The sequence below is a fragment of the Rhodococcus sp. 14-2496-1d genome (assembly GCF_002259365.1).
Taxonomy (GTDB): Bacteria; Actinomycetota; Actinomycetes; order Mycobacteriales; family Mycobacteriaceae; genus Rhodococcoides.
The window spans coordinates 1-23,745 of sequence record NZ_NPFV01000028.1 but is presented as its reverse complement, the minus strand read 5'-3'; the positions used below and the strand labels follow the sequence as shown (position 1 = coordinate 23,745).

Here is a 23,745-nt window from a genome sequence, read left to right as displayed (position 1 = left end):
GAGAGTTCATCGAGCGCGACATCACTCATTCGGCACCCGACAGTGTTCTCTTAACCCTGTGATTGCGTTGCTTGCGCCCGGTCAGGGCTCTCAGACTCCCGGCATGCTGTTGCCTTGGCTCGAATTGCCAGGTGCGGCAGACCGACTCGCACTGTGGTCGAAGGCCTCCGGTCTCGACCTCGTCCGCCTCGGCACCACAGCAACCGCCGAGGAGATCACCGACACCGCGGTGACCCAGCCCCTGGTCGTGGCGTCGGCCCTGCTCGCCTTCGAGGAGATCGCATCGCGGGGCCTGTTCCCCGAGGACGCCGTCGTCGCCGGACACTCCGTGGGCGAACTCGCCGCCGCTGCCATCGCCGGCGTCATCTCCTCCGACGACGCCGTGTCACTCGCCGCCGTCCGTGGCGCAGCAATGGCCAAGGCGTGTGCACTCGAACCGACCGGCATGTCCGCCGTGCTCGGCGGAGACGAAGCTGCCGTCCTGGCCCGCCTCGACGAACTCGACCTCGCGCCGGCCAACGTCAACGCTGCAGGCCAGATCGTCGCGGCCGGCCTGCTCACCAAACTTGCCGAGCTGGCCGAGAGCGCGCCCGAGAAGGCTCGGGTTCGCGCACTGCCGGTCGCAGGCGCGTTCCACACCAGATACATGGCGTCTGCCGGCGACACCGTTGCCGCAGCCGCTGCCGCGATCACTCCGTCGGAGCCGACGCGAACGCTGCTGTCCAACTCGGACGGTCAGCCGGTCGCCTCGGGTGCCGACGCACTGAACAAGCTTGCTGCTCAGGTCACTCGCCCCGTGCGATGGGATCTGTGCACTGCCTACCTGCGTACCGCGCAGGTCACCGGACTTGTGGAACTGCCCCCGGCAGGCGCACTGGTCGGCATCGCCAAACGCGAACTGCGTGGCGTTGCCAACCTCGGCCTGAAGACACCGGCGGACATCTCCGCAATGGCCGAGCTCGGTTAGCTCGCCCCACACACTCCGCCGTCACGCACTGCGGATCGCACTTCCACTCCCCGAGTGGCAGAAATGCACAATCGCGTCTCGAAGCACATGACTTCGGCGTTCTACACAGAAGAGAAGGGAGCCACAACAGTGGCCAGCCAGGAAGACCTCATCGCCGGACTTGCAGAGATCATCGAGGAGGTCACGGGCATCGAACCGTCCGAGGTGACCATCGAGAAGTCCTTCGTGGACGACCTCGACATCGACTCGCTCTCCATGGTCGAGATCGCAGTGCAGACCGAGGACAAGTACGGCGTGAAGATCCCCGACGAGGACCTCGCAGGTCTGCGCACCGTCGGTGACGCCGTCAACTACATCCAGAAGCTCGAAGCGGAGAACCCCGAAGCCGCAGAAGCTATCAAGGCCAAGCTCGACGACTCCGCGAGCGAGTGACAGGGCCCATGACCAACCCATCCACCGCCAACGGACGCTTCCCCAGTGTCGTCGTCACCAGCCTCGCTGCGACCACGTCACTTGCGGGTGACGTCGATGCCACGTGGAAGGGTCTGCTGAACGGCGACAGCGGAATCGCGAAGCTCGAAGACGAGTTCGTCGCCGAGTACGACCTGCCTGTGCGGATCGGCGGACACCTCGCGGTGAACCCGCAGAGCCTGCTCTCGCGGGTCGAGATTCGTCGCCTGAGTTATGTCGAGCAACTGTCGACGGTCCTCGGCCGCGAGGTCTGGAAGAACGCCGGAACCCCCGACGTCGATCCCCTTCGCCTCGGTGTGTCGATCGGTACCGGCCTCGGTGGCGGAGATTCGCTGATCGACGCCAACGACAAGATGAAGGCAGGCGGCTACCGCAAGGTGTCTCCGCTCGCCGTTCAGATGGTCATGCCGAACGGCCCCGCAGCGGTCGTCGGACTCGAGCTCAAAGCACAGGCCGGTGTCATCACTCCCGTCTCCGCCTGCTCCTCGGGATCGGAAGCCATCGCACACGCGTGGCGGATGATCGTGATGGGCGATGCGGACATGGTCGTCACCGGCGGCGTCGAGGGCTACATCGACGCAGTTCCGATCGCCAGCTTCTCCATGATGCGGGCGATGAGCACCAACAACGACAACCCGAAGGGTGCGTCACGTCCGTTCGACAAGGACCGTGACGGCTTCGTCTTCGGTGAAGCGGGTGCGCTCATGGTCATCGAGACCGAAGAGCACGCCAAGGCTCGCGGCGCAACGATTCATGCCCGCCTGCTCGGTGCCGGAATCACCTCCGACGGGTTCCACCTGGTGGCTCCCGATCCGGAGGGCAAGGGTGCCGCGCGTGCGATGCAGCGCGCCATCGAGACCGCAGGCCTGCAGAAGTCCGACATCACCCACGTGAACGCCCACGCAACGGCAACTCCCATCGGAGACACCGCCGAGGCGCTGGCGATCAACAAGGCAGTCGGAAATCACGCAGCGGTGTACGCACCGAAATCCGCTCTGGGCCACTCGATCGGTGCCGTCGGCGCTCTCGAGTCGGTACTGACGGTGCTGGCAGTGCGTGAGGGAATCATCCCTCCCACACTGAATTTGGAGAACCAGGATCCCGAGATCGATCTCGACGTCGTCAAGGGCGAGCCCCGCGTCGGACAGATCGATTACGCGATCAACAACTCGTTCGGATTCGGTGGGCACAACGTAGCGCTCGCCTTCGGAAAGGCGTGATTCACTGAGTCGTTTCTTCGACTCAGCCGATCTCGCTCTCGCAGTGCATGATCCGGACCGGGGCCGTTTCCCAGGGAACGGTTCCGGTTCGGGCCTCGCCCCCTCAGGGGCCCTGAAGAAGGACAAGCGATGACTATTCTGGCCCCTGTCACACGATCCGGTACCTCGACCGATCCCCGCGATCCACTCGCCCGCCTCGAGAATCTGTTCGACGCCGGAACCACTGTCCCGCTGCACGATCGGGACAAATCCGGCATCCTCGCAGCGTCCGGCGAGATCGACGGCGTCCACACCATCGCGTACTGCTCCGACGCCACCGTCATGGGCGGTGCCATGGGGGTCGACGGCTGCAAGCACATCGTCGCCGCCATCGACACGGCCATCGAGCAGCGCGCTCCGCTCGTCGGCGTCTGGCACTCCGGAGGCGCTCGCCTCGCCGAGGGCGTCGAAGCTCTCCACGCCGTCGGACTCGTCTTCGAGGCCATGGTCCGAGCGTCCGGCCTCGTCCCCCAAGTTTCCGTCGTTCTCGGCTTCGCAGCCGGCGGCGCCGCCTACGGTCCTGCGTTGACCGACGTCGTCATCATGGCTCCCGAGGGACGTGTCTTCGTCACCGGTCCCGACGTCGTCCGCAGCGTCACCGGCGAGCAGGTCGACATGGCCTCGCTCGGCGGCCCCGACACCCACCACAAGAAGTCCGGCGTGTGCCACATCGTCGCCGACAGCGAGATGGACGCGTTCACCCGCGCCCGCCGTCTGGTGTCCATGTTCTGCGAGCAGGGCGACTTCGATATCGCCGCTGCCGAACACGGTGACACCGACCTCCGGGCTCTGATGCCCGAATCGAACCGTCGCGCATACGACGTCCACCCGATCGTGCACGAGTTGCTCGACAACGTCGAAGGCGAATCGACGTTCGAGGAATTCCAGGGCGGCTGGGCTCGCAGCATCGTGATCGGCCTCGGCCGTATCAGTGGCCGCACCGTCGGGGTCATCGCCAACAACCCCATCCGACTCGGCGGCTGCCTCAACTCCGAAAGTGCAGAGAAGGCAGCACGTTTCGTTCGGTTGTGCGATTCGTTCGGCATCCCGCTCGTCGTGGTGGTCGACGTTCCCGGATACCTCCCCGGCGTCAGCATGGAATGGGAAGGTGTCGTGCGTCGTGGCGCAAAGCTGTTGCACGCCTTCGCCGAAGCCACGGTCCCCCGCGTCACCCTCGTGACCCGCAAGATCTACGGCGGCGCGTACATCGCAATGAACGCTCGCGCGCTCGGTGCCACTGCGGTCTACGCCTGGCCCGGCTCCGAGGTCGCCGTGATGGGCGCGAAGGCAGCCGTCGGCATCCTGCACAAGAAGGCTCTCGCGGCCGCTCCCGAGGAGGAGCGCGAGGCACTGCACGATCGGCTTACAGTCGAGCACGAAAGCATCGCAGGTGGCGTCGAGCGTGCTGTGGCCATCGGTGTCGTCGACGAGGTCATCGAACCGAGCAAGACCCGCAGCACCGTCGCCAAGGCTCTCGCGGCCGCGCCCGCGGCACGCGGAAACCACAAGAACATTCCGCTCTGATCAACCGCCCTCGCTTGCGGCCCTGACTCAGCCCCCGCCCCCGTCCTCCCCCGGCCGCGTGAATGGACCCTTGCAGCGCCCAGACGTATGTAATGGTCCATTCACGGTGTGGATCAGTAGCGCTCCGAGTGCAACGAAGCCACATTCATCCGGAACCGAGCGGGCTGCAGGGCGGGATGAAGGGGATACGCGTCGGTCAGTTCTCGATCCACTTGTGATCGTGAGCCACTCGCAGCATCGCTGATCGGATGTCGAGAATCTGCGCTGCCGTCACGGTTCCGTTGGACGTCAGCAGTGCCTCGGTCACCTCGGCAGTGAAGTCCGCCTCGGACAGGACGTCGCAGATGACGTCTTCGAGGTTCTGATGGTCGGTCACCGGCACGGTGTGGTGGTACGGCACGTCGGGCTTGTGTCGGGTCACCAGCGCGGTCGATGCCGGACCGTCGATTATCTGTACCTGGGTGGCCTTGAGCCCTCGGTCACCGTCGACGGCGACGTACTCGACGCGAACACCCGGTGCCAACAGCCTCTTGTCGAAATCCAGATCGTTGACGTGAATGAACACGTCCTCGCCGCCCTCGTCCGGCGCTACGAATCCGTACCCCTTGAATTCGTCGAATCGAATCACTTTTCCGGTCGACAACATCGAACTCACCACTCCACGGTCGTTCCCACATGCCTACCCCAGGCACGCCCGCGAAACTACCGCGACACCGAACCCCCAGCAACTCTCACCACTAGCCCACGTTGCGGCTCAACCACGTCACTTCGGCTCCGGCTCCCCCGGTGCGGTACGGCTCGAGGGCGGCGTCCCAGTCCGACCCGAGAGCGTGCTCCACGGCCGCGGTGAGGTTGCCCTGGTTGTTCTCCATGAGGGCGCGCAAACGCATCTCGCCGAGGACCACGTCACCGTTCGCGCTCGTCGATCCACGCCACAGCCCCAGACCGGGTACGTGCGAGAATCGTTCGCCGTCGACGCCTTCGCTGGGGTCTTCGGTCACCTCGAAGCGCAGCATCTGCCACGAGCGCAGGATGCCGGCGAGGGTCGCTCCGGTGCCGACCGGGCCTACCCAGTCGGTGGTGGCGCGCAGCTGCCCGTCGGAGGCCGGCTGCGCAGACCACTTCAAATTCGCACGGCAATCGAGGGCGTCGGACAACGCCCATTCGACATGCGGGCACAACGCAGCGGGCGACGAGTGGATGTACACGACACCCGACGTCGCTTCTGCGAATTGATTCGATCCACGCATTGCACTACCTCCAGCTTCGACGAGGGACGTCTTCCCCAACGACCTCGACATGCTTCGGCTGGCTGCAGTCAATCAACACGTATGTGTACTAGTGTGCCCCGAGTTACCCCTGTTGCGCCAGTGCAATCTGTGAACGATCGGCATTCACCCTGCAAGAACGGCATCGGAGAGTTCCGGCCACAGCGGTTTCGCCCAGTCTCCGAAGGCCCGGTCGGTCAACACCACGCATGCCGTGCGCACGGACGGGTCCACCCACAGGAACGTTCCGGCCTGACCGAAGTGACCGAACGTGGCCGACGAGTTGCCGCTTCCGGTCCAGTGCGGGCTCTTCTCACCCCGCAGCTCGAACCCGAGTCCCCAGTCGCACGGCCTGTGCGATCCGTACCCGGGCACGATGCCGTTGAGGCCGGGGAACTGCACGGCCGTCGCCGACGAGAGGGTCTGCGACGCGAGGAGCGTGGGTTCCAACAACTCCGCCGCGAACTTCTTCAGGTCCGCCAGGGTGGAGCTGGCACCGTGGCCTGCCGATCCCGGTAGCGCGGTATTCGTCATCTGCAGTGGCCTGCACACGGCCTCGTCGAGGTAGTCCGGGAAGGCGATGCCCGCTTCGGTCTCGATCAGTTCGGCCAGTACTTCGAACCCGGTGCTCGAGTAGATCCGCTTGGTGCCGGCCGGTGCCTGGACCGTGCGGTCGCCGAACGCCAGGCCCGACGCGTGTGCCAGCAGGTGACGCACCGTCGACCCTTCCGGCCCTGCGGGTTGATCGAGCTCCACCGCACCTTCCTCGACGGCGACGAGGACTGCGTAGGCACTGAGCAGTTTGGTGACCGAGGCCAACTCGTAGACGCGATCGGTGTCGCCGACCTGCTCACGAACTCCGGAGTCGGTGACGACTGCTGCACTGACGTGGTCGACGGGCCAGGAGGACGTGAGATCGAGGGTGGTCACGATTCACGAGCCTAATTGTCGGTCGATGACGGTGCCCCGGTCCCCCGCCGGGCTACGCTCGCAGCACATGAGTGGGAGGAATGCGATGTCGGTTGTGTATGGCTCGTGCAATCTGTGCGAAGCGATCTGTGGGCTCGAGTTCACGGTGGAGAACGATGCGGTCACGTCCGTCCGCGGTGACGAGAAGGACCCGCTCTCGCGCGGTCACATCTGCCCGAAGGCTCTGTCGCTGATCGACCTGCACGCCGATACCGATCGACTCACCACACCGGTCAAACGTGTGGGTGAGAAGTGGGAGAAGATCGGCTGGGACGAGGCATACGACCTCGTGATCGACGGCCTGATCTCGACGCGCAAGAAGTACGGGCGCAACGCGGTCGGTCTCTATCAGGGCAACCCCAACGTCCATTCGATGGGTGCGATGACCCACGGCATTCCCTTCACCTCGCTCCTGCGAACGCGTAATCGATACTCCGCCACCTCGCTGGATCAGCTCCCGCATCAGCTCGTCGATCACCTGCTGTACGGGCATCAACTGCTGCTGCCTATCCCCGACATCGACCGCACCGACTTCTTTCTCGTACTCGGCGGCAATCCGATGGCGTCGAACGGCTCCATGATGACCGTCCCCGATTTCGCCAAGAGAGCGCGGGCACTGCGTAAACGCGGCGGACGCCTGGTCGTGGTCGATCCGCGCAAGACCGAGACCGCCGACATCGCCGACACGCACTTCTTCGTGCGTCCCGGCACCGATGCATTGCTCCTGCTCGCGATGATCCACGTCATCGTCGCCGACGGCACCGTGCGCGTGGCCGACTACATCGACGGTGCCGATCGCCTCGCCGACCTCGTCGCCGAATTCACCCCCGAATCCGTTGCTCCGGTCGTGGGGATCGCCGCGGAGGACATCTCGGCCCTGGCACGTGATTTCGCGTCGGCGAAGTCCGCGGTGGCATACGGCCGAATGGGGGTCTCGACCCAGCAGTTCGGCACCGTGTGCCAGTGGGCGATTCAGGTACTGAACATCATCACCGGCAATCTCGACCGCCCCGGCGGTGCCATGGTGACCGATCCCGCGATCGATCTGATCAAGCAGGGCATCGTCGGCCGCGGACATTTCGACAAGTGGCGCAGCCGCGTTCGCGACCTGCCCGAGTTCGCAGGCGAATACCCCTGCTCGACGCTCGTCGACGAGATCACCACCGAGGGCAAGGACCAGATCCGCGCGATGGCGGTTCTGTCCGGCAATCCGGTGCTGTCGATGCCCGGCGGTACCACCCTGAACGACGCGTTCGCGGGTCTCGATTTCATGGTGTCGTTCGACTTCTACATCAACGAGACCTCGCGTCATGCACACGTGATTCTGCCGCCGACGATGTCTCTCGAACGCGACCACTACGACCTGATCTTCAATTCCTTCGCGGTACACAACACTGCCAAGTACATGCCGGCGGTCCTGCCCAAGAAGGCCGACGCAAAGCATGATTGGGAGATATTCCGAGACCTGTCACTCCGCTACAAGAGCGCGATGACCGGTTCGACGATCGGTCGAGTGAAGTCGCGATTGACTCCGAAGAGCGTGATCAGCGAGGCGCGCCTGCGCCTGTCCCCCGCGCGCACCCTGGACATCCTGCTCCGCAGCCAACGAAAAGGGTTGTCGCTCAAGAAGCTTCGAGCCAACCCCCACGGTGTCGATCTCGGACCCCTGCGGCCCGGCTTCCCGCAGAAGCTGAAGACGCGGGACAAGCGGGTACAGCTGATTCAGGACATCGTTGTTGCCGAACTTCCCGCGTTGGTGGACCTGATGCACTCGAGCGCCGTTGCGACCGGTGACGAGTTGTTGCTGATCGGTCGGCGACACCTGCGCAGCAACAACTCCTGGATGCACAACACCGCCCGGCTCACCAAAGGCAAAGCGAGACATCAGCTTCTGGCCCACCCGGACGACCTGGAACACCGCGGCATCGAGGACGGGGCGATGGTGTCGGTGACCTCCGCCGCCGGAACCGTCGACATCGAGGTGGCGGCATCGGACAAGATGATGCCGGGCGTGGTGAGCATGCCGCACGGCTTCGGGCATCAGCGCCCCGGCGTGGAGCTGTCCGTTGCCACGACGGTGACGGGCCCCAGTGTCAACGACATCACCGACCCGGGCCGAGTCGACGCCGTCTCGGCCAATGCGATCCTGAACGGGGTCCCGGTGCAGGTGAGGGCGAAATAGCGCCCCGATGAACCGTCGAGGCGACGCGATTCTGTACGATTCTGCAGGCTCGTACCTGGTACGGGCATGGGGCGGTAGCTCAGTCGGTTAGAGCCGTGGACTCATAATCCATTGGTCGCGGGTTCGAGCCCCGCCCGCCCCACGACGAGGTCCGGTGTTCGCGATCTTCACCCGACAATGGGACAGCAGATTTCCTCGACGGCGAGCACACTGAAGCAATGTGGAACCGCGGCGAGGTGGCACCGGCAGCAGTAGATTGCGCGAGCACGTGACGTCACCGGAGCCGCCGACGGCATCCGACCACCCGCCGACGTGGAAGTTCGAGTACCCGATTTTTCACGCCGAGACTCGGACACAGTGGCGTACTTGGCTCGAGCTCCATCATGCATCCACCCGTGGCGTGTGGCTGTGTTCGTGGCGCAACACCACCACCCGGCCACGGTGCCCGTACCCGGACGCCGTCGAGGAAGCCATCTGCTTCGGTTGGATCGATTCCACCGGCAGCAACCTCGACGACGAGCGCAGCGTGCAGATGTTCACGCCACGCAGGCCCAAGAGTCCGTGGACCCGGCTCAACCGAGAACGCGCAGCCGATATGGAAGACAGCGGCCTCATGACCGAAGCAGGCCGACGTGCCATCGCTGCCGCGAAGGCCAACGGCTGGTGGACGATTGCCGATCAGGTCGAAGACCTCGAGGAACCACTCGAACTGGCAACTGCCCTGAACCGAGACCCGAACGCCCGGAGCACCTGGGACGGTTTTCCGCCCAGTGCCCGCAAACAGATGCTGTGGTGGGTCGTCAGCGCTGCGCGAGACGCCACTCGCTCAGCTCGAATCGCGCACATCGTCGCCGAGGCCGCGGCCGGTCGGCGAGCCCGCGGCTGAGTGCAGTCGAAGCATCGCCGCCCTTCGATACAGCCGCGACCAAAGGATTAGCAACGCAGCGGTATTCGCCCCGAACCACAGCCACGTGACGAACGCGGCCACAACACCGGTGACGAAGAAGCCCAGTACCAGTGCCACGACCCAGGCGAGGACGTAGGCAACAATCGTGACGACTGCGGCGATTGCGCACCGCCCCGGGGACTGCCGGACAGTCGCCGACGCTGCGCGGAACGGATTTTGTTGCCCGTCGGCCACGGCCGGAAGCACCAGCAGCGCAACCAGAATCACGATGATCGGAAGCAGTGGGAACAGAATCGCCAGCGCAACGGCCACCAGAGTCAACGCCACGCACCACATCAGGACACGCGGCCGTCGCCACGCCCGACCCAGTGCATCGGACGCTTTGCCGTCCGCCACGTCGAGTGCCGTCGATGCGGTGATCCACAGTGCGATCACCAGTGCCGCGGCGGAGGCCGCAACCAGCCCCGCGAAACCGAGGGACGACATCGGAACCGGATCCCCCAGTACGGTCAGCGCCTGAACCAGTGCCGACACGACCACCACGGCAGCGAGAACCACACTCCCCCTCACGGTGCACCGACCGTCGAATTGCGATCGAGCACGTCCTGCACCGACCCCGAGTAGAGGACCTCCGTACCGACCTTGACCTCGACGGTGCTCGCGTCGTCCGAGGTGGCCGAACCGGTGATCGCCTCGTTGTCGGTTGTCTCCCCGGCACATTCGATATCGGCTCCGGTACCCGAGCACACCGGTGCGACCAGGATCTCGATCCCCTTCTCGAACAAGACGTCGTTCACTGCGTAGCGGAGGTCACCGAGCTCGGCACCACCGACCGGGGCGAGTGCGGCGGTCTGCGAGCACCCCGCGCACGCCACCAGCACAGACAACAGCAGGATCGTCCTGCCAACACTGTTCATCGGCCCTGCCTCGTCTCGTAGGCGATCAGTCTCGCGTGCTCGTCCAGGTGTTGCTGCTCGAGCGCGGCATCGGTGATGCTGCTCAGATCGAACGGTGCAGGCAGGAGCAGCTCGGTGTTGCGATCGAGGCGCGAACCCCTCCGCATCAGCGGATTCTCGGCCCAGTCGTTGGCCGCCAACTCACGGCTACGGGACGCCAGATCCAGGTAGCTGCCACTGTTTCCGGGCGTGACCGGAGATGCGTGATCGAGAACGGTGGTGAACAGCGACAGTGTCCCGTCTCGGTTGTCGACGATCTCGACCACCTGCTGCTGCTGCGGGAAATCGATGCACGACGCGGTCGTGATCTCCCAGAATCCTCGTCCGTCTCGCGAGTGCGCCAGAATTTGGTTCTGGTGGGTGTGGCCGTTGAGCCAACCGATCACCACCGGATACTTCAGCAGCAGATCGACGAATTCGTCTGCGCCGTAGAGCTTCACCGATTGCCCTGGCCGCTGTGCTCGGTTCTCCAGTGTCAGGCTGTTGTGGTGCGTGTAGATCAGTACGAGCTTGTTCTCGGCCTGCGCCCGCTCCAATTGCTGGGTGAGCCACGCGAATTGGTTCTCCGGAACCGCACCGTCGGGACCGGCGACGGCATTGCACGTGTCGAGCCCGAACGTGCGAATGTTCGGTGTGGGGTCTGCGGTCCACCAGGTCTCGCCGGAGTCGAGGTTGTGTTGGGTGAAGCCGTGACCGATCGGACCCGGCGTCGGGGTGGTCTCGAAGTGCTCCGCCATGAACTCGCGTTGCTCGAACAGATATCGAGCCGGATCGGCGGACACCGCGCGAAACCCCGGTCGCGCACCGGATCCCACGCCGAGCGCATCGACCATTCGTTGCAGCGGACTCGCAGTCGAGGCATAGCCGGCCAGTGCCGAGGTGGCTGTCGCCTCGAGCGTGTACGCCTTGCGACCACCGACAGCGAGCGCGTGCAGTTGCGAGGACAGATCGAAGGTGCCGAGCAACAGGGTGTCGTGGTTGCCGTACACCGAGTACCACGGCACGGGTAGACCCACCGATTCGACGGTGCCCGATATCGCCTGGTCGAGGAGGTCGGGAAGCGTCGGGAATCCGTAGTCGCCGAACGATCCTCCCGACGGGTCACCGGGCCGATAGGCCCACTGCGCCTCCGGCCAGGCCTGAACACCCTCGAAGACGTTCGCGGCCCCGCTCGTCGGCCGAACCGGGACTCCGTCGAGAACGTCTATGTACCAGCGTAGTTCGAGATGAGAATGCATGTCGGCACTGTCCCCGGTGACCACGGCCGCTCCCATCGGTGCGCCGGTGACCGGGCTGATCCGCGCATCCGCGAACGCCTTCACCATCGCCGCGGTGACGTGCACGGTCAGCGGATCCTGCGGATGGAACGCCGAGCCCCAGGCGGCATGGTCGGAGACGATCATCGGCTCGATCCGTCCGGGCGACTGCGCATCGATGACGTGCATGTCCGAGAGGTGTCCGAGGTAGAGCAACGACCGCCGGGACTGCACCCTCGACGGACTCGGCGCTCGTCCGAGGACGTCCAGGCGAGCGACGTAGGGCTCTCCCGGTCCGGTACCGAGTACGCGGTACTTGCCCGGCCCGGTCGAGGTTCGCAGGATCGTCTGCGCCAGTGTTCCGGTCCCGTCCGCCTCCACAGGTTGGGCGCGCGCAACGAGAGCCTGACCCAGCACGTGGGGTGCAATTCCCCAGGCCGCCGCGAGCGCGCCCACCCGAGCGATGAAGTGTCGACGCGACAGCCCAGCCATGGAACTCCTCGGATCCTCGAGAACGGCACCACGTCCGCCTCGCATCCGACGAGGTGACTGCCTATTTTTACAGGGCCGACGGCAGACAGGCTCGATTTCGGATCGTTCAGGGCACCACGGTCACCGGCCAGCGGCCCGCCTTGACCAACCGCACCGCCACCGAACCTGCGATTCGGTGGCCCGCAGTCTCGGACGCCCCCACTACGACCGCGTCGGTGCGCAGTTGCTCTGCCACGGCGATCAGCCCGTTGTACGGGTCGCCCTGCGCGGTCCGGAACTCCCACCGCACGTGTTCCCGATCCCCGAATCGTGCAGCGGAGGCACGGACGTACTCGAGCAACTCGTCGGCGATCTGCTGGCCGGTTTCGACGAGAGAGATGCCGGCCTGGCCCCACGACGCCGTCGCAATGGGTTGCACGTACACCAGCACCAGCAGAGACCGCTGTCTACGAGCGAGCCCTGCCGCATAGGCGGCGGCGCGCCAGGAGGAATCGGAACCGTCGACACCCACCACGATCGACTTCGGACCGTCGTGGCCGTACTCGAAACCGGTGGATCCTTGTGCGTCGCTCACCAGTCGAGGCTACTGCCGAGACCCGTCCTATCGGCCACCCGATCCGGTGACGGTACGGTTGATGCACTCCGAGTCCCGGTCACTCGATGCTCACACACTGGACGGAAGTAACCAATGAACGACGAATCGCAGCCGAGCGGACCTCCAGCCGTTCCTGCAGGCTCCACCGACGGCCCGGTGACCGACCCGGCCACCGTGTTCGCCGCACTGGCCGACATCGTGTACCGAGGCAGCAGCGCGGAAGAGATCTACACCGCGATCTGCAATGCCGCCGTGCTGATCGTTCCCCACTGTGATCACGCCAGCCTGATGCTGATGCGTCACGGAAAGCCCGTCACCGTCGCGGCCTCCGACGACGTCGCTCGTGTCATCGACGACATCGAGCGCGCCACCGGCGAAGGCCCGTGTCTGGACGCGATCACCAGCGAGGCGGCGCAGCTCGAGGCCGACTTCCGGACACCGACGCAGTGGCCCGCGATGGCTCGCGGTGTGTTGAACCGCACGCCGGTGCGAGGGGCCATGGGATTTCGCCTGAAGGTGGACGATCAGAAGGTGGGCGCGCTCAACCTGTTCACCGACGAGCCGGGTGTGTTCGACGCCGACAGCGCGAGCAAGGCGATCATTCTGACGGCGTTCACGGCCGTCGCCGTTGCTGCGGTCATGAACGGTCAGGAGGCGTCGACTCTGCGTGACGGACTCGAGAGCAACCGTGAGATCGGCAAGGCGATCGGCCTGATCATGGCTCTGCACGATGTGTCCGGCGACGAGGCGTTCGCCCTGTTGCGTAAGTCCTCTCAGGACCTGAACGTCAAGATCGCCGACCTCGCAGCAACCGTGGTCGATCGGCACAGCAAGGGCTTGAAGTCCTGAGCTGTGCGCTCAGTGCCCACTCTGGACCTTCTTGGGGAGCGCGAACACCAACGCCAGTGCCACGAGACTGAACGCGGCACTCACGGCCATCGCCATGGCCGCGCCGTGCAGAAAGCCGGAGCCGACGGTATCGGGGCCGGTGATGGTCAGAGATCCGAACAGCACACTACCGATGACGGCGATGCCGATCGCGGAGCCGACGCGCTGCATGGTGGAGATGACCCCGCTCGCGGCTCCCGCGTCGTCGCGATCGACGGTCGCGACGATGAACTGCGCGTTGGGTGCGATGAACGCGCCGTTGCCCAGACCTGCGATGAACAGTGGAACCAACAGCGTCCAGTGCGAGATCGCGTCGGCGGAGCTGGTCGCAAGGATGATCCACAGCCAGATCAGCCCGATCGAGACGAGCGAGGCCCCGAGTACGAGAACGGTACGACCGAGCCGGATCGTCAGCCTGTTGCTCTGCGAGGCGGCAATGATGCTGCCGATGGCGAACGGTATGGACACCAGTCCCGATGCCAGTGCCGTGTTGCCCAGCCCGGTCTGCCACAGCAGCGAGATGGTGAAGAAGATGCTCGTGAAGGCGGCGAAGTAGACGAGCGCGAGGATCACACCTCCGGTGAACGCGGGACGGGTGAACAATCGAGGCGGCACCAACGGATTCTGTCCGCGGCCGCTCCGGATCACTTCCCACCGGCCGAACAGCGCGATGAGGCCGAGGCCTGCGGCGATCGTCAGGTAGGTCCACATCGGCCAGCCCGATTCCTGGCCCTCGATCAGCGGAACGAGCAGTGCGATGAGTCCTGCCGAGATGAGCAACAGTCCGAGCCAGTCGATTCCTGGGCGGGCCGTCGGTTCGGTGTCGGTCTTGCTCGGGAGCAGCACTGCAGCCGCGACGAGACCGACGATTCCGATCGGTAGGTTGACCCAGAAGACCAGCCGCCAGCCGTTCTCGTCGCCGAAAGCCTGGATGATGAGGCCGCCCGCGATCGGTCCGAGCGCAGTCGAGACGCCGATGACCGCACCCATGATGGCGAATGCCTTGCCTCGCACCGGACCTGGAAACAGCAGTTGAATGAACGCCGTGACCGCGGGGACGAACATACCGCCGGCCAGACCCTGCACGACTCGCGCGACGACCAGCTGCAGGTCGTCCTGAGCCAGCCCACACGCGAAACTCGCGAGGGTGAAGAGGGCGAGCCCGGTGAAGAAGACCCACTTGTGGCCGATCCGGTCGCCCACCTTGCCTGCCGGGATGAGAGCCAGGCCGAAGGCGAGTGCGTACCCCGAGATGATCCACGACAGAACCGATTCCGACGCTTCCAACGTGGTGCTGATCGTCGGGAGCGCCACGTTGACGATGGTGGTGTCGAGCAACGCCATGAACATTCCGAGCAGAAGGACCACGAGCGCCTGCCAGGCGCGTTTGGGAACCTCTGTTGCCGGTGGGGTTGCAGAGGCGATGCCGTCGGTCACTGTGTTGTCCTTCGTCGTTGTCGCCGGGCGGTATCGGCCGACCGATCCTCGGTCACTGGCCGATCATTGCCGTTGCGACGAAGACCCACGACAGTCCGCCGGCCAGAACCACGAACGCCGATGCGACGATTCGGCCACCCCACTGAGTCTCCACGAGGGATGTCTCCACGACCGATGTATCCACGACCGAAGTCTCGGCACGAGTTCCCTCCGAGACGGTTTTCGCGCCCGCCGTATCCATCGTCGTCATGATTCGATTCCCACCCTGCATCCGCGACCCTCGTCATTTCCGGCCGGTGGATACCCTGGGAACCCGCGCCGAAACTACCGTGCCGCGACAACTGCCTCCAGCGCGTCCAGAAATGGGTGCTGCGAGGCGAGCAACTTCGCTCTCGCCTGAGCCAGTGGAAACCACTCGACGCGGTCGACCTCGGGAAACGATGTCATGATGCCGGATTTCGGAGGCCATTCGATCTCGAATGTGTTGCTCACCGCATTCGACACATCCAGATCGGACTCGACGCCGAACGCGGTGACGATCTTCCCGCCGCGCTGCGTGACCGTGCCGAGTTCGATGTGATCTCCCGCGGGAACGTCGATCCCGACTTCCTCGCGAAATTCTCGCTGCGCCGCCGTCCACGGGTCTTCGCCGTCGGTGGTCAGACCTTTGACGATCGACCAGGCTCCGTCGTCCTTGCGAGCCCAGAAAGGTCCGCCGGGGTGAGCGATCAGCACATCCGGACCGTCGACTCCGACGCGGTACAACAGAATTCCTGCGCTCGTATCGACCATGGTCTCAGCCTGCCATCAATCCGGAGGAGAATGTCTTGCTGCACGCCGTGCCGCGAACCCGGGTAACAGTTATTGTCGACCGATGCAGGAGCGTGCAGCGTCCACCAGGCAGGCCGTACTCGAAGGTGCTGCCGCCAGTTTCGAGAAGTTCGGTTACGGCACAGCAAGTTTGAGCACCATCATCGCCCATGCCGGGGTCAGCAAAGGCGCGATGTATTTCCATTTCTCGTCCAAGGAAGATCTGGCGCAGGCCGTGATCGACGCGCAACTGGCCATGGCGGCGAGTGCGAGCGCCATCGTCATCGAGCGGACGCCGAAAGCGTTGGACGCCTTGATCCTGGTGAGCAAGGAGTTGGGACGCCAACTGCAGACCGAATCGATCGCCCGCGGGGGTATGCGGTTGACTTTGGAGTCGGCCATCGTGGGCAGTCCCAATGCGCAAGCGTTCGAGGACTGGGTCGGCAAGATGGGCGATCTGGCCGCACGCGCTCAGGCCGAGGGCGACATCGTCGACGGTATGGACGCACTCACGCTCGGCCGCTACATCGTTGCGTCGTTCACCGGCGTGCAGACGGTCTCGGAGATGCTGACCGGACGTGCCGATCTACAGCAGCGGCTGACCGAGATGTGGCAGATGTTGCTGCCCGCTGTGGTGCCGCGCCGACGCCTCCCGCGGGCGATGTCAGTTGCCGAGGACGCCCTTATCGACTGGAGCGATCGGTAGGAGCCAACCACGGTTCGGACGTCGCCGTGACGGACATCGCCGACAGCACCGCGCCGTCGTGCTCGAACTGAATACGGAAGACGCCGTCGGTGGAGTCCGTGTCGACGATCACCGAGCACGGGTTGGTCCACTCGGCGAATCCCATGAACCTCACCTCGCAGGAGGTGAAATCCAGTGCCGGTGTTCCGGTGGCCAAGCGTAGAGCCTGACGGGCTGCCTCGAGCATCGTGACGCCCGGCAGGTACTCGACCGAATGGTCGAACATCGCCAGGTTGCGCGGATCCGGCGCGACGACGATGGTTCCGTCGGATGTGTGCCGCGCCAGCACCACGTCGGACGGATCGAGGCGTCCGACGGAGGACGGCGGGACCACCTCGGTTCCGGCCGGCAGGAAACGGAAGTGGGGGTCGGCAACGGTCGACTTCCGAACCTGCGAATACACCTCGGGTCCGATGGTCCGGACCGACGCCGTCCCCGACGCGACGAGGTGGGTGCCGTTCAGGAGTCGGGCCGAGAGCTTCATGTTGTCCAGCGACTCGTTCTCGAACGTCACGTCGGTCGTGATCGACTCTGCGACAAGCGAGTCTTCGATGTCGTCGACCGACAGCGGGTCCAGGATCTCGAAGCGAGAGTGCTCGATGAACACCACGTGATCGAGTGGCACGCCGTGGTTGACGTGGGAGAAGAGGCTGATTGCCTGGCGTAGAGCCTCGGCCACCATCAACGAGTCGTGGGTTCGGCGAACCGGCGCGAACATGCGATGCGACGTGGGGAACTGGACCGCCGCCCGATGGGTGCCGTCGACGGTCTCGTAATCGGTCAACAGAACGTCGGCCGGAGACCGCCGATGCACGAGGTGTCGTGGAACGGTTGCTGCGTAACTCAAACTCATGAAGCCCCTTAAAACCGACCGACCCGGTTTTTAACAGCACTGTCGAGCCACCGGGATCGCTCGTTCAGTATGTCGCGGACGACCGACAAAACTGACATCGGTCGACGGGATTCATTCATTCGATATACAGAAATAACCGTCACGATCTGTTATCTAGCTCGAACTCGCGGTACCACATGTCCGGTACGTTCCTGCGCCGCGCCTTGGCTCCGGTGGCCTACCCCCGACAGCAAAAATCCCCACCCGGCGAACCGGACGGGGACTGCGCTCCCCCACCTGGACTCGAACCAGGAACCCTTCGATTACCAGTCGGACAACGTCCTGACCTTGGCGTTTCCCCAGGCAGCGTGAGGTAACCTTGACGGTGACACACCTGCATTCGACGCTAGATCGACTCGACGGTTCTGGGACGGGTGTCCAGAAACCCAACCACGCTGCCCGTTATCTGCGTCACAGTCACAGAATGCACAAGCAAATGTATTCCTTGCCGACAGAGTGGGAAGACGCCGTTATCCGATGGGTCGAGTGGCTCATCTCGGCAGGTGCCCCCGCCACCACCATCCGCACCCGCCGCAGTCACGTTCGGGGTGTCGCCCGGAAACTGGGGTCCGACTCTCCTGCCACCGTGACCGCCGACGACATCGTCCACGTCACCGCGCATCAGAACTGGTCGAAAGATCATCGGCGCGGATTGAAGTCGTCGCTGATCAAGTTCTTCGACTGGGCCATCACAGTCGGTATCGCCACCACGAACCCGGCGATCGATCTCCCTAAGGTCTCCGAGTCGAGGCCACGACCACGACCGGTCCCCGACAACATGTGGGCCCAGCTGATCGTCAACGCGGATCCGCGTGAGCTCATGGCTGCACGGCTCGCCGACGAGGTCGGCATGCGGCGTGAGGAAGTCGCCAAATGCCACACCGACGACGTACTCGAGTCGTTCGACGGCTACGAGCTCGTCGTGCACGGCAAGGGAGGAAAGCAGCGGACCGTCCCGATCACCGACAAGCTGGCGAAGGACATCCTGCGGGGACCGGGCGGACACACGTACGGCCTCGGCCGACACGGCTACCTCTTCCCCGGTGCTGTCGACGGCCACATCTCGGCGCACTACGTCGGCAAGCTCGTCGGCGATCTCCTCCCCGTCGGGTGGACCATGCACAAGCTCCGCCACCGCTTCGCCACACGGATGTACCGGGCGTGCGGGCGCGACATCATGATCGTCTGCCGCCTCCTCGGCCACTCCAACGTCGCCACCACCCAGCGCTACCTCGCCACCAGTAACGAAGACCTCCGCGCGGCAGTCAACGCACTCGCCGACGCGGCCTGAACAGGAGAAACCATGTCTCGCTTCCGCCCTGCCGACGCAACAGCAAAGGTCGGCACCACGCTCATCGCGTTCGGCGCGTTCTGGCTCAGCTTCACCGCACTCCGGGATCTCGCTGTGAGGTCCGGCGTCCCCTCCGGGCAAGCCTGGGTGTGGCCACTGATCGTCGACGGTCTGGTGCTCGTCGCCACCGTCGCTGTCGTCGCCCTCGACCACCACCGCTGGTATGCCTGGACCCTGCTCGGGATCGGCGCGAGCCTGTCACTGGCCGGCAACTCACTGCACGCGACGTACACCGGGGAGTTGCCCGTCGCAGTCCGAATCCTCGTCGCCGCAGTACCGCCGCTGTCACTGCTGGCCGTCACCCACCTGACGTACCTGCTCGCTTGCAGACCTTCGGTACACGGCGTCGCGGACATTGCCACGGGCGGAGAGATCGTGCACGTCGCGCAGCGCGTCCAACCCTTGATCACACACACCCGACAGCCCGACGGCGAGGTCGCCGATCTCGGAGCTCAGTTTCGTCAGGCGCGTCAAACGGCATGAGCGCACGCTATCGACTACAGCGGAGGGCGCTGCTTCAGTCGTCCACCGTGACGTCGTCAGCTGTGACGTATGGAGATGTGATGCCTCGGCAGACGAAGTTCATTCGGACGACCGCCCCGAAGCTGTTCTGTCCGTCGACGTAACCAGAAACGTTGTACACGCCGTCACTGACTTCAGAGGCACCGACGCGTGTGAACGAAGCGGTCGCCGGCGATTTCAACTGCGTAGCTACAGCATTCTGGCAGGCTTCGATCGACATGTCCTCGGGATCGTCAGCAAAGACGAGGCTGAAGATTGCGACGGCCGCAATCACGACCACGAGAACTGCGACCAGAATCGGCCACGTCCGCTTCGTTGGTCGGCTCGCAGCCTGGCCAGGGTTCGTCGTCATGGGGTGATTCATACCAGAGTACGGCGATCCGTGAGTCGTTACATGGCGAGTGACTGCGGGTCGTCGACACCGTCGCAGTGCCGACGACCCGCACCGTCGTACGTTCAACATGCGTCCCGTGCCGGTCCGTCCGGCTATGCCACCGCGCCGAGGTACGCCGCCAACGTGTGCGATGCGTGAGTGTCGAGGTTGCGACGGCCTCGGTCGTAGATCCCAATCGTCGTCGAGATGTCCGCGTGCCGGGCAGCGAGCTGCACCTCACGCAGTGGAACTCCGGCGTCGATTGCGTTGACGATCATGCTGTGCCGGAACGTATGTGGTGACACCTTCATCGTGATACCGGTTGCCCGGGCGACACGTTTGCAGACGCGGTCGGCCGAGCGACGAGTCATGCGCGTCCCGTCGCTACGCAGCAGCAACGGCCCCTCCGAACGGTCGGCGACGACAGCATCGATGGCACGCATGACCACCGGTGGCTGAGGGACGATTGCCTGTGCACCGCCCTTTTGCACAAAGCGCATGATGCGATGGCCCCGCGAGTACGACATCACGTCGCCGACGTCGAGACTGCACACCTCGGAGACCCGTAAGCCGTTGTAGCCCATGATCACCACGAGCGCGTAGTCGACAGGTGAGGAGTCGTATGCCGTTCTGCACACAGCCTGCAGCTCGCTGCGGTCGAGGTGTACCTTCTCGTTGACCGCTCGCTGAATCTTCGGCATCTTCAGCAGGCGCGCAGGGTTTTTCGTGATCAGATCGTCGTCGAGTGCGAGCTCGTAGAAGAGCTTCAGTGTGCCGAGGCGGTGGTGCACCGTCGACGGGCAGTTGCCGCGTTCGTCGGCGAGGTACCGCATGTACATTTCGAGGTGCTGTCGGCGGAGTCCGAGAACGTCGAATCCTTCTGTGTCGCACCATGACAGGAACATCATGAGGTCGGCGCGATAGCTGATCCGTGTGTTTCCGTCCCAGCGTTGCAGGAAAGACTCGACGTAGAATTCGCGGTCGATTACGGCCATAGGCTGCGCAGCGGAAAGCTGCACGGTACCGTTCATCACGGTCACGCTCCAATGTATCGATTGGTGGGTGGCAAGGCCTCGATCGGTGTTAGCGCACCGGCCGGGGCCGCTTCTAATTCTCGCCACAGTACGCCCGAAACGGGCGGACCGGTACTGATTTTGGACACGAAAAAGCCCCACCCGGAACGGATTCCGGGTGGGGCTTTGTTCACACCGACCTGATCAGGTCAGAGCGTGGTCTCGTCGGTCTGCACTGCCTCGGTCTGACCCGAGTCGTTCACACCGGACTCACCGGGTTCGAGGTTGCCGCCGGCGTCACCGCCACCGTTGTCGAGCGCGGCGTCAGGCACGATGCCCTTGACGGGGTCGAGCAAGGTACGAATCTCGGCGGCGGTGTCCGCGTCTGCTCCGGTGGCCTCGATGATCTTCGTCGCGGCCTGATCGACCTCGATCGCGATGGCCTCGCGGACCTCGGCGATGGCCTTGGCGGATTCTGCTCCTACTGCCATGATGGTGCTCCTTCTCGTGAATTCATTCGATGCGAGCACGACCGCGAGTGCGACCGCTCCGCCTATCTGCCACCACACAGGGCGACACCTCCTCCTGTTGAGAAGCTTTGCGATCGGGCAATACTCACCGATCAGTTCTTGGGCCACCGCCGAGGCGCACGCGGCTCTTGCAGTCCGGCACCAGCACAGTCCGGGCATGTATGACTGGGCCAGGCCGTCACATGTTTGCCGGCGCGCACTTCACCTGCGGGAATCCGGCCGACGCCTCGACACCACACGCACGGCAGTTCCGCCACAGCAACACCTCGCAGAGTTGGTCGCACACCCGTTCGAGTGACTGCTATGGTCAAGACAGCGGGGTGAGGTTCGGAAGGGAAGCCGGACCGAGCCCCGCGCTCACGTTCGGGAGGCACCTGTGGAGCTGTACCGGGTCGGCGACCAATGGGCTGAGCCAGCGCCCAGCCATTGCCCAGTTGGGCACAAATTAGGCGGTAGCCGCGTCCTCGTCGGATCGCAGGTCTGCTCCTGCGAGATCCACCACCACCGGACGCATGCGTGCCGGCAGTGTGGCCGGGTGGTCTACACACCGCCGATGACAGTCGAGTGCACCGACAGCAGCTTCGACGGCCGGGCCCGCTAGTCGACCGCGAGTGTTAAAGGGGACGGTGCATCGTGCCGCCTACAATCACTTCATGGCATCCGTGTACCTGGTCGACACACTCAGCTACGAAGCCTCGGGTGGCAGGGCCGAACCTTTCGCCACACTCAAGGCCGCGATGGCCAGCCGCTCATGGGTCACGGAATGGGTGCACGAGCGCGATGCCGATACCGGCCACGAAACGTGGACTCAGGCCGGCAGGAACTCAATCGAGGACATCGAAGAGATCCGCCTGGTCGAGATCGGGCCCTGACTACATCGACAGGTCGGCAATGATGTCGCGGGACCGCGAGACGGCTTTCATCTGATCGATCACCCACTGAGCCTGTCGTGCCTGCTCGGCCTGCACAGCCTCGATCGCGCGGCGCGTGAGCTCCAACGCACCACGCGATTCCTGATGACAGAGCTCCACGTAGAAGTGATTGTTCTCGTCCCGGTACTCCACGCGATACTCGTGAAGCCCGTCCGGCCCATTCAGAATCCGTGTGACGTGCATCGAACCGATCGCGTCCGAGTTGATGTGCATATCGACGTGAAGTGTCACAGCTGACCTTCTTTCACCATGCGGGCATCGTGGATGATCACATCATCGGAGCCTTCGTATCGGTAGCCGTAGCGGCCGTCCGGGAGCAGCACCCACCCGGCTTGTCCTTCGTCGGCGGGCGGAATAAAGGTTGGCTCGCTGGTCATGAGGTCGTCCGACTGGACCATGCCGGGATTTGCACCCACTCCCCAACTGTGGGCTGCACTGCCGACTCGACTTCCAGCGCCGTCAGGGGGTGATCCTCGGAATCGAGGTCGACGTCATACCGGGCACTCTCGATCCATGACCATCGGAAAGCTGGGTTGTCGACGTCCCTGTCTACGAGGAAGTGGATCGGCGCGTCCATCAGGATCGACCGGCGGTCAACAGTGGCGAATATCGATCTCGGCGTCCACTTCGACGGCTGCCACGAGTCAAATCCGCCGTACTCGTTGAAAGTTGCGACGTCAGTGCAACGCCAGTACTTCTGTTTCGTATCCCGCAGGGCTCGCAGGTACGGCCCCGCTAGCTGATCGACGATTTCCTCAGTCAGTGTTATCTCGACTCGCTGCAGGTTCATCGGCCAATGATACGGCCACGTCAGTCTCCTTCGTTGGTGAAGTGCTGCCGGTCGCAACCGGGATCGGTGCAGTCGTGACGGAAGTCCTGGCGATGGTTGAACGAGACGTCCTCGGTCGCGTCGTAGCAGCTGTACCGGTGACCGGGATAGTCGGTGCAGTGCGCGGCGTAGGGGCCGGGATCACCGCACTCGCCGTTCCGGATCTTGGTCAGGTTCATTGCAGATCCGACAACTCGAACGGCACGACCTGGCCCCAGAACGGACCCGACTCCACCTTCACGATCGCGCCCGGAACCAGCGGCTCCTGAACGAACATGGTGCGGATCGACGTGATCTCGGTGATGACGCCGACGCTGTCGACACAGCCGGGCCAACTGCGGCAGACCCTGTCCCCCACTCGGAGCTCACCCATAGCCGATCTCCTCCTCTGGTAGCTGTGCCGAAGGTGTTGCAAACGCAAGAATAATATTGCTGGACGAGCAATATTATGCGTGCGCTTGCAACACTCGCCTTGGAACATAAATGCTCGCGCTGATGTCGCGTCAGCCGCGACGCTTCGGTCGTTCGATGATGGGAAGACTGGCGAGTGAGTAGTCCCCCGGAGGCACTTCGGGGA

The 23,745-nt window shown here is 64.3% G+C and carries 30 protein-coding genes and 1 tRNA gene; 12 read left to right on the top strand and 19 right to left on the bottom strand.

Going from position 1 to position 23,745, the window contains the following annotated elements:
* Positions 1-58 precede the first annotated feature (58 nt).
* From CH296_RS20250 to CH296_RS20235, 4 genes are all read left to right on the top strand, one after another.
* Complete coding sequence (locus CH296_RS20250) at positions 59-967, top strand: ACP S-malonyltransferase (protein WP_094629931.1); 909 nt, start codon at positions 59-61, stop codon at positions 965-967.
* Between the two features lie 87 nt (positions 968-1,054).
* Positions 1,055-1,399 carry a meromycolate extension acyl carrier protein AcpM gene (acpM, locus tag CH296_RS20245; protein WP_045199610.1) on the top strand — a complete coding sequence of 115 codons (345 nt, stop codon included), beginning with the start codon at positions 1,055-1,057 and terminating at the stop codon, positions 1,397-1,399.
* 8 nt (positions 1,400-1,407) lie between these two features.
* A complete protein-coding gene (locus tag CH296_RS20240) occupies positions 1,408-2,658 on the top strand; it encodes a KasA/KasB family beta-ketoacyl-ACP synthase (protein ID WP_094685630.1) in 1,251 nt (416 codons plus the stop codon).
* A 129-nt stretch (positions 2,659-2,787) separates the two neighbouring features.
* A complete protein-coding gene (locus CH296_RS20235) occupies positions 2,788-4,221 on the top strand; it encodes an acyl-CoA carboxylase subunit beta (protein ID WP_094685629.1) in 1,434 nt (477 codons plus the stop codon).
* A gap of 196 nt (positions 4,222-4,417) precedes the next feature.
* Here CH296_RS20235 and CH296_RS20230 read toward each other — a convergent pair whose 3' ends face one another.
* The 3 genes from CH296_RS20230 to CH296_RS20220 form a co-directional block, all read right to left on the bottom strand.
* Entirely contained in the window at positions 4,418-4,867 is a 450-nt protein-coding gene (locus CH296_RS20230; protein WP_094629932.1) for a cold-shock protein, read from the bottom strand.
* 91 nt (positions 4,868-4,958) lie between these two features.
* The gene (locus CH296_RS20225; protein WP_032394465.1) at positions 4,959-5,471 is read right to left on the bottom strand and encodes a DUF3145 domain-containing protein; all 513 of its coding nucleotides are present in this window, start codon (positions 5,469-5,471) and stop codon (positions 4,959-4,961) included.
* Between the two features lie 144 nt (positions 5,472-5,615).
* A complete protein-coding gene (locus tag CH296_RS20220) occupies positions 5,616-6,419 on the bottom strand; it encodes a serine hydrolase (RefSeq protein WP_094657773.1) in 804 nt (267 codons plus the stop codon).
* Positions 6,420-6,504: 85 nt separating this feature from the next.
* On the opposite strand from CH296_RS20220, the gene CH296_RS20215 reads away from it, so the two are divergent.
* The 3 genes from CH296_RS20215 to CH296_RS20205 all read left to right on the top strand — a co-directional run bounded on the left by CH296_RS20215 (position 6,505) and on the right by CH296_RS20205 (position 9,526).
* Complete coding sequence (locus CH296_RS20215; protein WP_094685628.1) at positions 6,505-8,640, top strand: molybdopterin-dependent oxidoreductase; 2,136 nt, start codon at positions 6,505-6,507, stop codon at positions 8,638-8,640.
* A gap of 68 nt (positions 8,641-8,708) precedes the next feature.
* A tRNA-Ile gene (locus CH296_RS20210) sits at positions 8,709-8,782 on the top strand.
* A gap of 126 nt (positions 8,783-8,908) precedes the next feature.
* Complete coding sequence (locus CH296_RS20205; protein WP_094658025.1) at positions 8,909-9,526, top strand: YdeI family protein; 618 nt, start codon at positions 8,909-8,911, stop codon at positions 9,524-9,526.
* On the opposite strand, the gene CH296_RS20200 is transcribed toward CH296_RS20205, so the two are convergent.
* The 4 genes from CH296_RS20200 to CH296_RS20185 all read right to left on the bottom strand — a co-directional run bounded on the left by CH296_RS20200 (position 9,467) and on the right by CH296_RS20185 (position 12,825).
* Positions 9,467-10,105, bottom strand: coding sequence for an EI24 domain-containing protein (locus CH296_RS20200; protein WP_094685627.1), 639 nt, complete (start codon positions 10,103-10,105; stop codon positions 9,467-9,469). The two genes, CH296_RS20205 and CH296_RS20200, sit on opposite strands and share 60 nt — an antisense overlap.
* A gap of 8 nt (positions 10,106-10,113) precedes the next feature.
* Positions 10,114-10,464: a hypothetical protein gene (locus CH296_RS20195; RefSeq protein WP_094685626.1), complete on the bottom strand. Its 351-nt coding sequence runs from the start codon at positions 10,462-10,464 to the stop codon at positions 10,114-10,116.
* The gene (locus tag CH296_RS20190; protein ID WP_094685710.1) at positions 10,461-12,251 is read right to left on the bottom strand and encodes a TIGR03767 family metallophosphoesterase; all 1,791 of its coding nucleotides are present in this window, start codon (positions 12,249-12,251) and stop codon (positions 10,461-10,463) included. The genes CH296_RS20195 and CH296_RS20190 overlap by 4 nt, the downstream gene beginning before the upstream one ends.
* Positions 12,252-12,357: 106 nt before the next feature.
* A complete protein-coding gene (locus CH296_RS20185; protein ID WP_032394471.1) occupies positions 12,358-12,825 on the bottom strand; it encodes a universal stress protein in 468 nt (155 codons plus the stop codon).
* A gap of 114 nt (positions 12,826-12,939) precedes the next feature.
* Here CH296_RS20185 and CH296_RS20180 point away from each other — a divergent pair, with 114 nt between their 5' ends.
* Entirely contained in the window at positions 12,940-13,695 is a 756-nt protein-coding gene (locus CH296_RS20180) for a GAF and ANTAR domain-containing protein (RefSeq protein WP_032394472.1), read from the top strand.
* Between the two features lie 9 nt (positions 13,696-13,704).
* Here the strand turns inward: CH296_RS20180 and CH296_RS20175 are convergent, their stop codons facing one another.
* From CH296_RS20175 to CH296_RS20165, 3 genes are all read right to left on the bottom strand, one after another.
* Positions 13,705-15,171 carry an MFS transporter gene (locus tag CH296_RS20175; RefSeq protein WP_094685625.1) on the bottom strand — a complete coding sequence of 489 codons (1,467 nt, stop codon included), beginning with the start codon at positions 15,169-15,171 and terminating at the stop codon, positions 13,705-13,707.
* Between the two features lie 52 nt (positions 15,172-15,223).
* Entirely contained in the window at positions 15,224-15,421 is a 198-nt protein-coding gene (locus CH296_RS20170; RefSeq protein WP_032394474.1) for a hypothetical protein, read from the bottom strand.
* Positions 15,422-15,495: 74 nt separating this feature from the next.
* Positions 15,496-15,963 carry an NUDIX domain-containing protein gene (locus CH296_RS20165; protein WP_094685624.1) on the bottom strand — a complete coding sequence of 156 codons (468 nt, stop codon included), beginning with the start codon at positions 15,961-15,963 and terminating at the stop codon, positions 15,496-15,498.
* 82 nt (positions 15,964-16,045) lie between these two features.
* Between CH296_RS20165 and CH296_RS20160 the strand changes: the two genes are divergently transcribed.
* Positions 16,046-16,687, top strand: coding sequence for a ScbR family autoregulator-binding transcription factor (locus CH296_RS20160; protein ID WP_032394476.1), 642 nt, complete (start codon positions 16,046-16,048; stop codon positions 16,685-16,687).
* Here CH296_RS20160 and CH296_RS20155 read toward each other — a convergent pair.
* Complete coding sequence (locus CH296_RS20155) at positions 16,665-17,579, bottom strand: ScbA/BarX family gamma-butyrolactone biosynthesis protein (RefSeq protein ID WP_045194788.1); 915 nt, start codon at positions 17,577-17,579, stop codon at positions 16,665-16,667. The two genes, CH296_RS20160 and CH296_RS20155, sit on opposite strands and share 23 nt — an antisense overlap.
* 463 nt (positions 17,580-18,042) lie before the next feature.
* On the opposite strand from CH296_RS20155, the gene CH296_RS20150 reads away from it, so the two are divergent.
* Entirely contained in the window at positions 18,043-18,909 is an 867-nt protein-coding gene (locus CH296_RS20150) for a tyrosine-type recombinase/integrase (RefSeq protein ID WP_256980520.1), read from the top strand.
* Positions 18,910-18,921: 12 nt separating this feature from the next.
* The gene (locus tag CH296_RS20145) at positions 18,922-19,452 is read left to right on the top strand and encodes a DUF2637 domain-containing protein (protein WP_094685623.1); all 531 of its coding nucleotides are present in this window, start codon (positions 18,922-18,924) and stop codon (positions 19,450-19,452) included.
* A 34-nt stretch (positions 19,453-19,486) separates the two neighbouring features.
* Here the strand turns inward: CH296_RS20145 and CH296_RS20140 are convergent, their stop codons facing one another.
* The 3 genes from CH296_RS20140 to CH296_RS20130 form a co-directional block, all read right to left on the bottom strand.
* On the bottom strand, positions 19,487-19,771 hold the full coding sequence (locus CH296_RS20140; protein WP_143546405.1) for a hypothetical protein: 285 nt from the start codon (positions 19,769-19,771) through the stop codon (positions 19,487-19,489).
* A 206-nt stretch (positions 19,772-19,977) separates the two neighbouring features.
* On the bottom strand, positions 19,978-20,895 hold the full coding sequence (locus tag CH296_RS20135) for a tyrosine-type recombinase/integrase (protein WP_143546404.1): 918 nt from the start codon (positions 20,893-20,895) through the stop codon (positions 19,978-19,980).
* A gap of 191 nt (positions 20,896-21,086) precedes the next feature.
* Positions 21,087-21,368: a hypothetical protein gene (locus CH296_RS20130; RefSeq protein WP_143546403.1), complete on the bottom strand. Its 282-nt coding sequence runs from the start codon at positions 21,366-21,368 to the stop codon at positions 21,087-21,089.
* A gap of 692 nt (positions 21,369-22,060) precedes the next feature.
* Between CH296_RS20130 and CH296_RS20125 the strand changes: the two genes are divergently transcribed.
* Positions 22,061-22,279: a hypothetical protein gene (locus tag CH296_RS20125; protein ID WP_143546402.1), complete on the top strand. Its 219-nt coding sequence runs from the start codon at positions 22,061-22,063 to the stop codon at positions 22,277-22,279.
* Here the strand turns inward: CH296_RS20125 and CH296_RS20120 are convergent, their stop codons facing one another.
* From CH296_RS20120 to CH296_RS20105, 5 genes are read right to left on the bottom strand one after another with little or no spacing between them, the layout of a single operon-like run.
* Positions 22,280-22,570, bottom strand: a complete 291-nt coding sequence (locus tag CH296_RS20120; protein ID WP_143546401.1) for a hypothetical protein — start codon at positions 22,568-22,570, stop codon at positions 22,280-22,282. It abuts the gene before it with no gap.
* Complete coding sequence (locus CH296_RS29040) at positions 22,567-22,716, bottom strand: hypothetical protein (RefSeq protein ID WP_179277786.1); 150 nt, start codon at positions 22,714-22,716, stop codon at positions 22,567-22,569. The genes CH296_RS20120 and CH296_RS29040 overlap by 4 nt, the downstream gene beginning before the upstream one ends.
* A complete protein-coding gene (locus tag CH296_RS20115) occupies positions 22,713-23,129 on the bottom strand; it encodes a hypothetical protein (RefSeq protein ID WP_094685617.1) in 417 nt (138 codons plus the stop codon). Before CH296_RS20115 ends, CH296_RS29040 begins: the two co-directional genes overlap by 4 nt.
* Before the next feature lie 20 nt (positions 23,130-23,149).
* Complete coding sequence (locus CH296_RS20110) at positions 23,150-23,347, bottom strand: hypothetical protein (protein ID WP_094649980.1); 198 nt, start codon at positions 23,345-23,347, stop codon at positions 23,150-23,152.
* On the bottom strand, positions 23,344-23,541 hold the full coding sequence (locus tag CH296_RS20105; RefSeq protein ID WP_094685616.1) for a hypothetical protein: 198 nt from the start codon (positions 23,539-23,541) through the stop codon (positions 23,344-23,346). The genes CH296_RS20110 and CH296_RS20105 overlap by 4 nt, the downstream gene beginning before the upstream one ends.
* Positions 23,542-23,745 lie beyond the last annotated feature (204 nt).

Coding starts and splice junctions, on each gene's coding strand:
- acpM (WP_045199610.1), top strand. CDS start 1,055: ATGACTTCGGCGTTCTACACAGAAGAGAAGGGAGCCACAACAGTGGCC.
- CH296_RS20240 (WP_094685630.1), top strand. CDS start 1,408: ATGACCAACCCATCCACCGCCAACGGACGCTTCCCCAGTGTCGTCGTC.
- CH296_RS20235 (WP_094685629.1), top strand. CDS start 2,788: ATGACTATTCTGGCCCCTGTCACACGATCCGGTACCTCGACCGATCCC.
- CH296_RS20230 (WP_094629932.1), bottom strand. CDS start 4,867: ATGTTGTCGACCGGAAAAGTGATTCGATTCGACGAATTCAAGGGGTAC.
- CH296_RS20225 (WP_032394465.1), bottom strand. CDS start 5,471: ATGCGTGGATCGAATCAATTCGCAGAAGCGACGTCGGGTGTCGTGTAC.
- CH296_RS20215 (WP_094685628.1), top strand. CDS start 6,505: ATGTCGGTTGTGTATGGCTCGTGCAATCTGTGCGAAGCGATCTGTGGG.
- CH296_RS20195 (WP_094685626.1), bottom strand. CDS start 10,464: ATGAACAGTGTTGGCAGGACGATCCTGCTGTTGTCTGTGCTGGTGGCG.
- CH296_RS20190 (WP_094685710.1), bottom strand. CDS start 12,251: ATGGCTGGGCTGTCGCGTCGACACTTCATCGCTCGGGTGGGCGCGCTC.
- CH296_RS20180 (WP_032394472.1), top strand. CDS start 12,940: ATGAACGACGAATCGCAGCCGAGCGGACCTCCAGCCGTTCCTGCAGGC.
- CH296_RS20170 (WP_032394474.1), bottom strand. CDS start 15,421: ATGACGACGATGGATACGGCGGGCGCGAAAACCGTCTCGGAGGGAACT.
- CH296_RS20165 (WP_094685624.1), bottom strand. CDS start 15,963: ATGGTCGATACGAGCGCAGGAATTCTGTTGTACCGCGTCGGAGTCGAC.
- CH296_RS20160 (WP_032394476.1), top strand. CDS start 16,046: ATGCAGGAGCGTGCAGCGTCCACCAGGCAGGCCGTACTCGAAGGTGCT.
- CH296_RS20155 (WP_045194788.1), bottom strand. CDS start 17,579: ATGAGTTTGAGTTACGCAGCAACCGTTCCACGACACCTCGTGCATCGG.
- CH296_RS20150 (WP_256980520.1), top strand. CDS start 18,043: ATGCACAAGCAAATGTATTCCTTGCCGACAGAGTGGGAAGACGCCGTT.
- CH296_RS20145 (WP_094685623.1), top strand. CDS start 18,922: ATGTCTCGCTTCCGCCCTGCCGACGCAACAGCAAAGGTCGGCACCACG.
- CH296_RS20135 (WP_143546404.1), bottom strand. CDS start 20,895: ATGAACGGTACCGTGCAGCTTTCCGCTGCGCAGCCTATGGCCGTAATC.
- CH296_RS20130 (WP_143546403.1), bottom strand. CDS start 21,368: ATGGCAGTAGGAGCAGAATCCGCCAAGGCCATCGCCGAGGTCCGCGAG.
- CH296_RS20125 (WP_143546402.1), top strand. CDS start 22,061: ATGGCATCCGTGTACCTGGTCGACACACTCAGCTACGAAGCCTCGGGT.
- CH296_RS29040 (WP_179277786.1), bottom strand. CDS start 22,716: ATGACCAGCGAGCCAACCTTTATTCCGCCCGCCGACGAAGGACAAGCC.
- CH296_RS20115 (WP_094685617.1), bottom strand. CDS start 23,129: ATGAACCTGCAGCGAGTCGAGATAACACTGACTGAGGAAATCGTCGAT.
- CH296_RS20110 (WP_094649980.1), bottom strand. CDS start 23,347: ATGAACCTGACCAAGATCCGGAACGGCGAGTGCGGTGATCCCGGCCCC.
- CH296_RS20105 (WP_094685616.1), bottom strand. CDS start 23,541: ATGGGTGAGCTCCGAGTGGGGGACAGGGTCTGCCGCAGTTGGCCCGGC.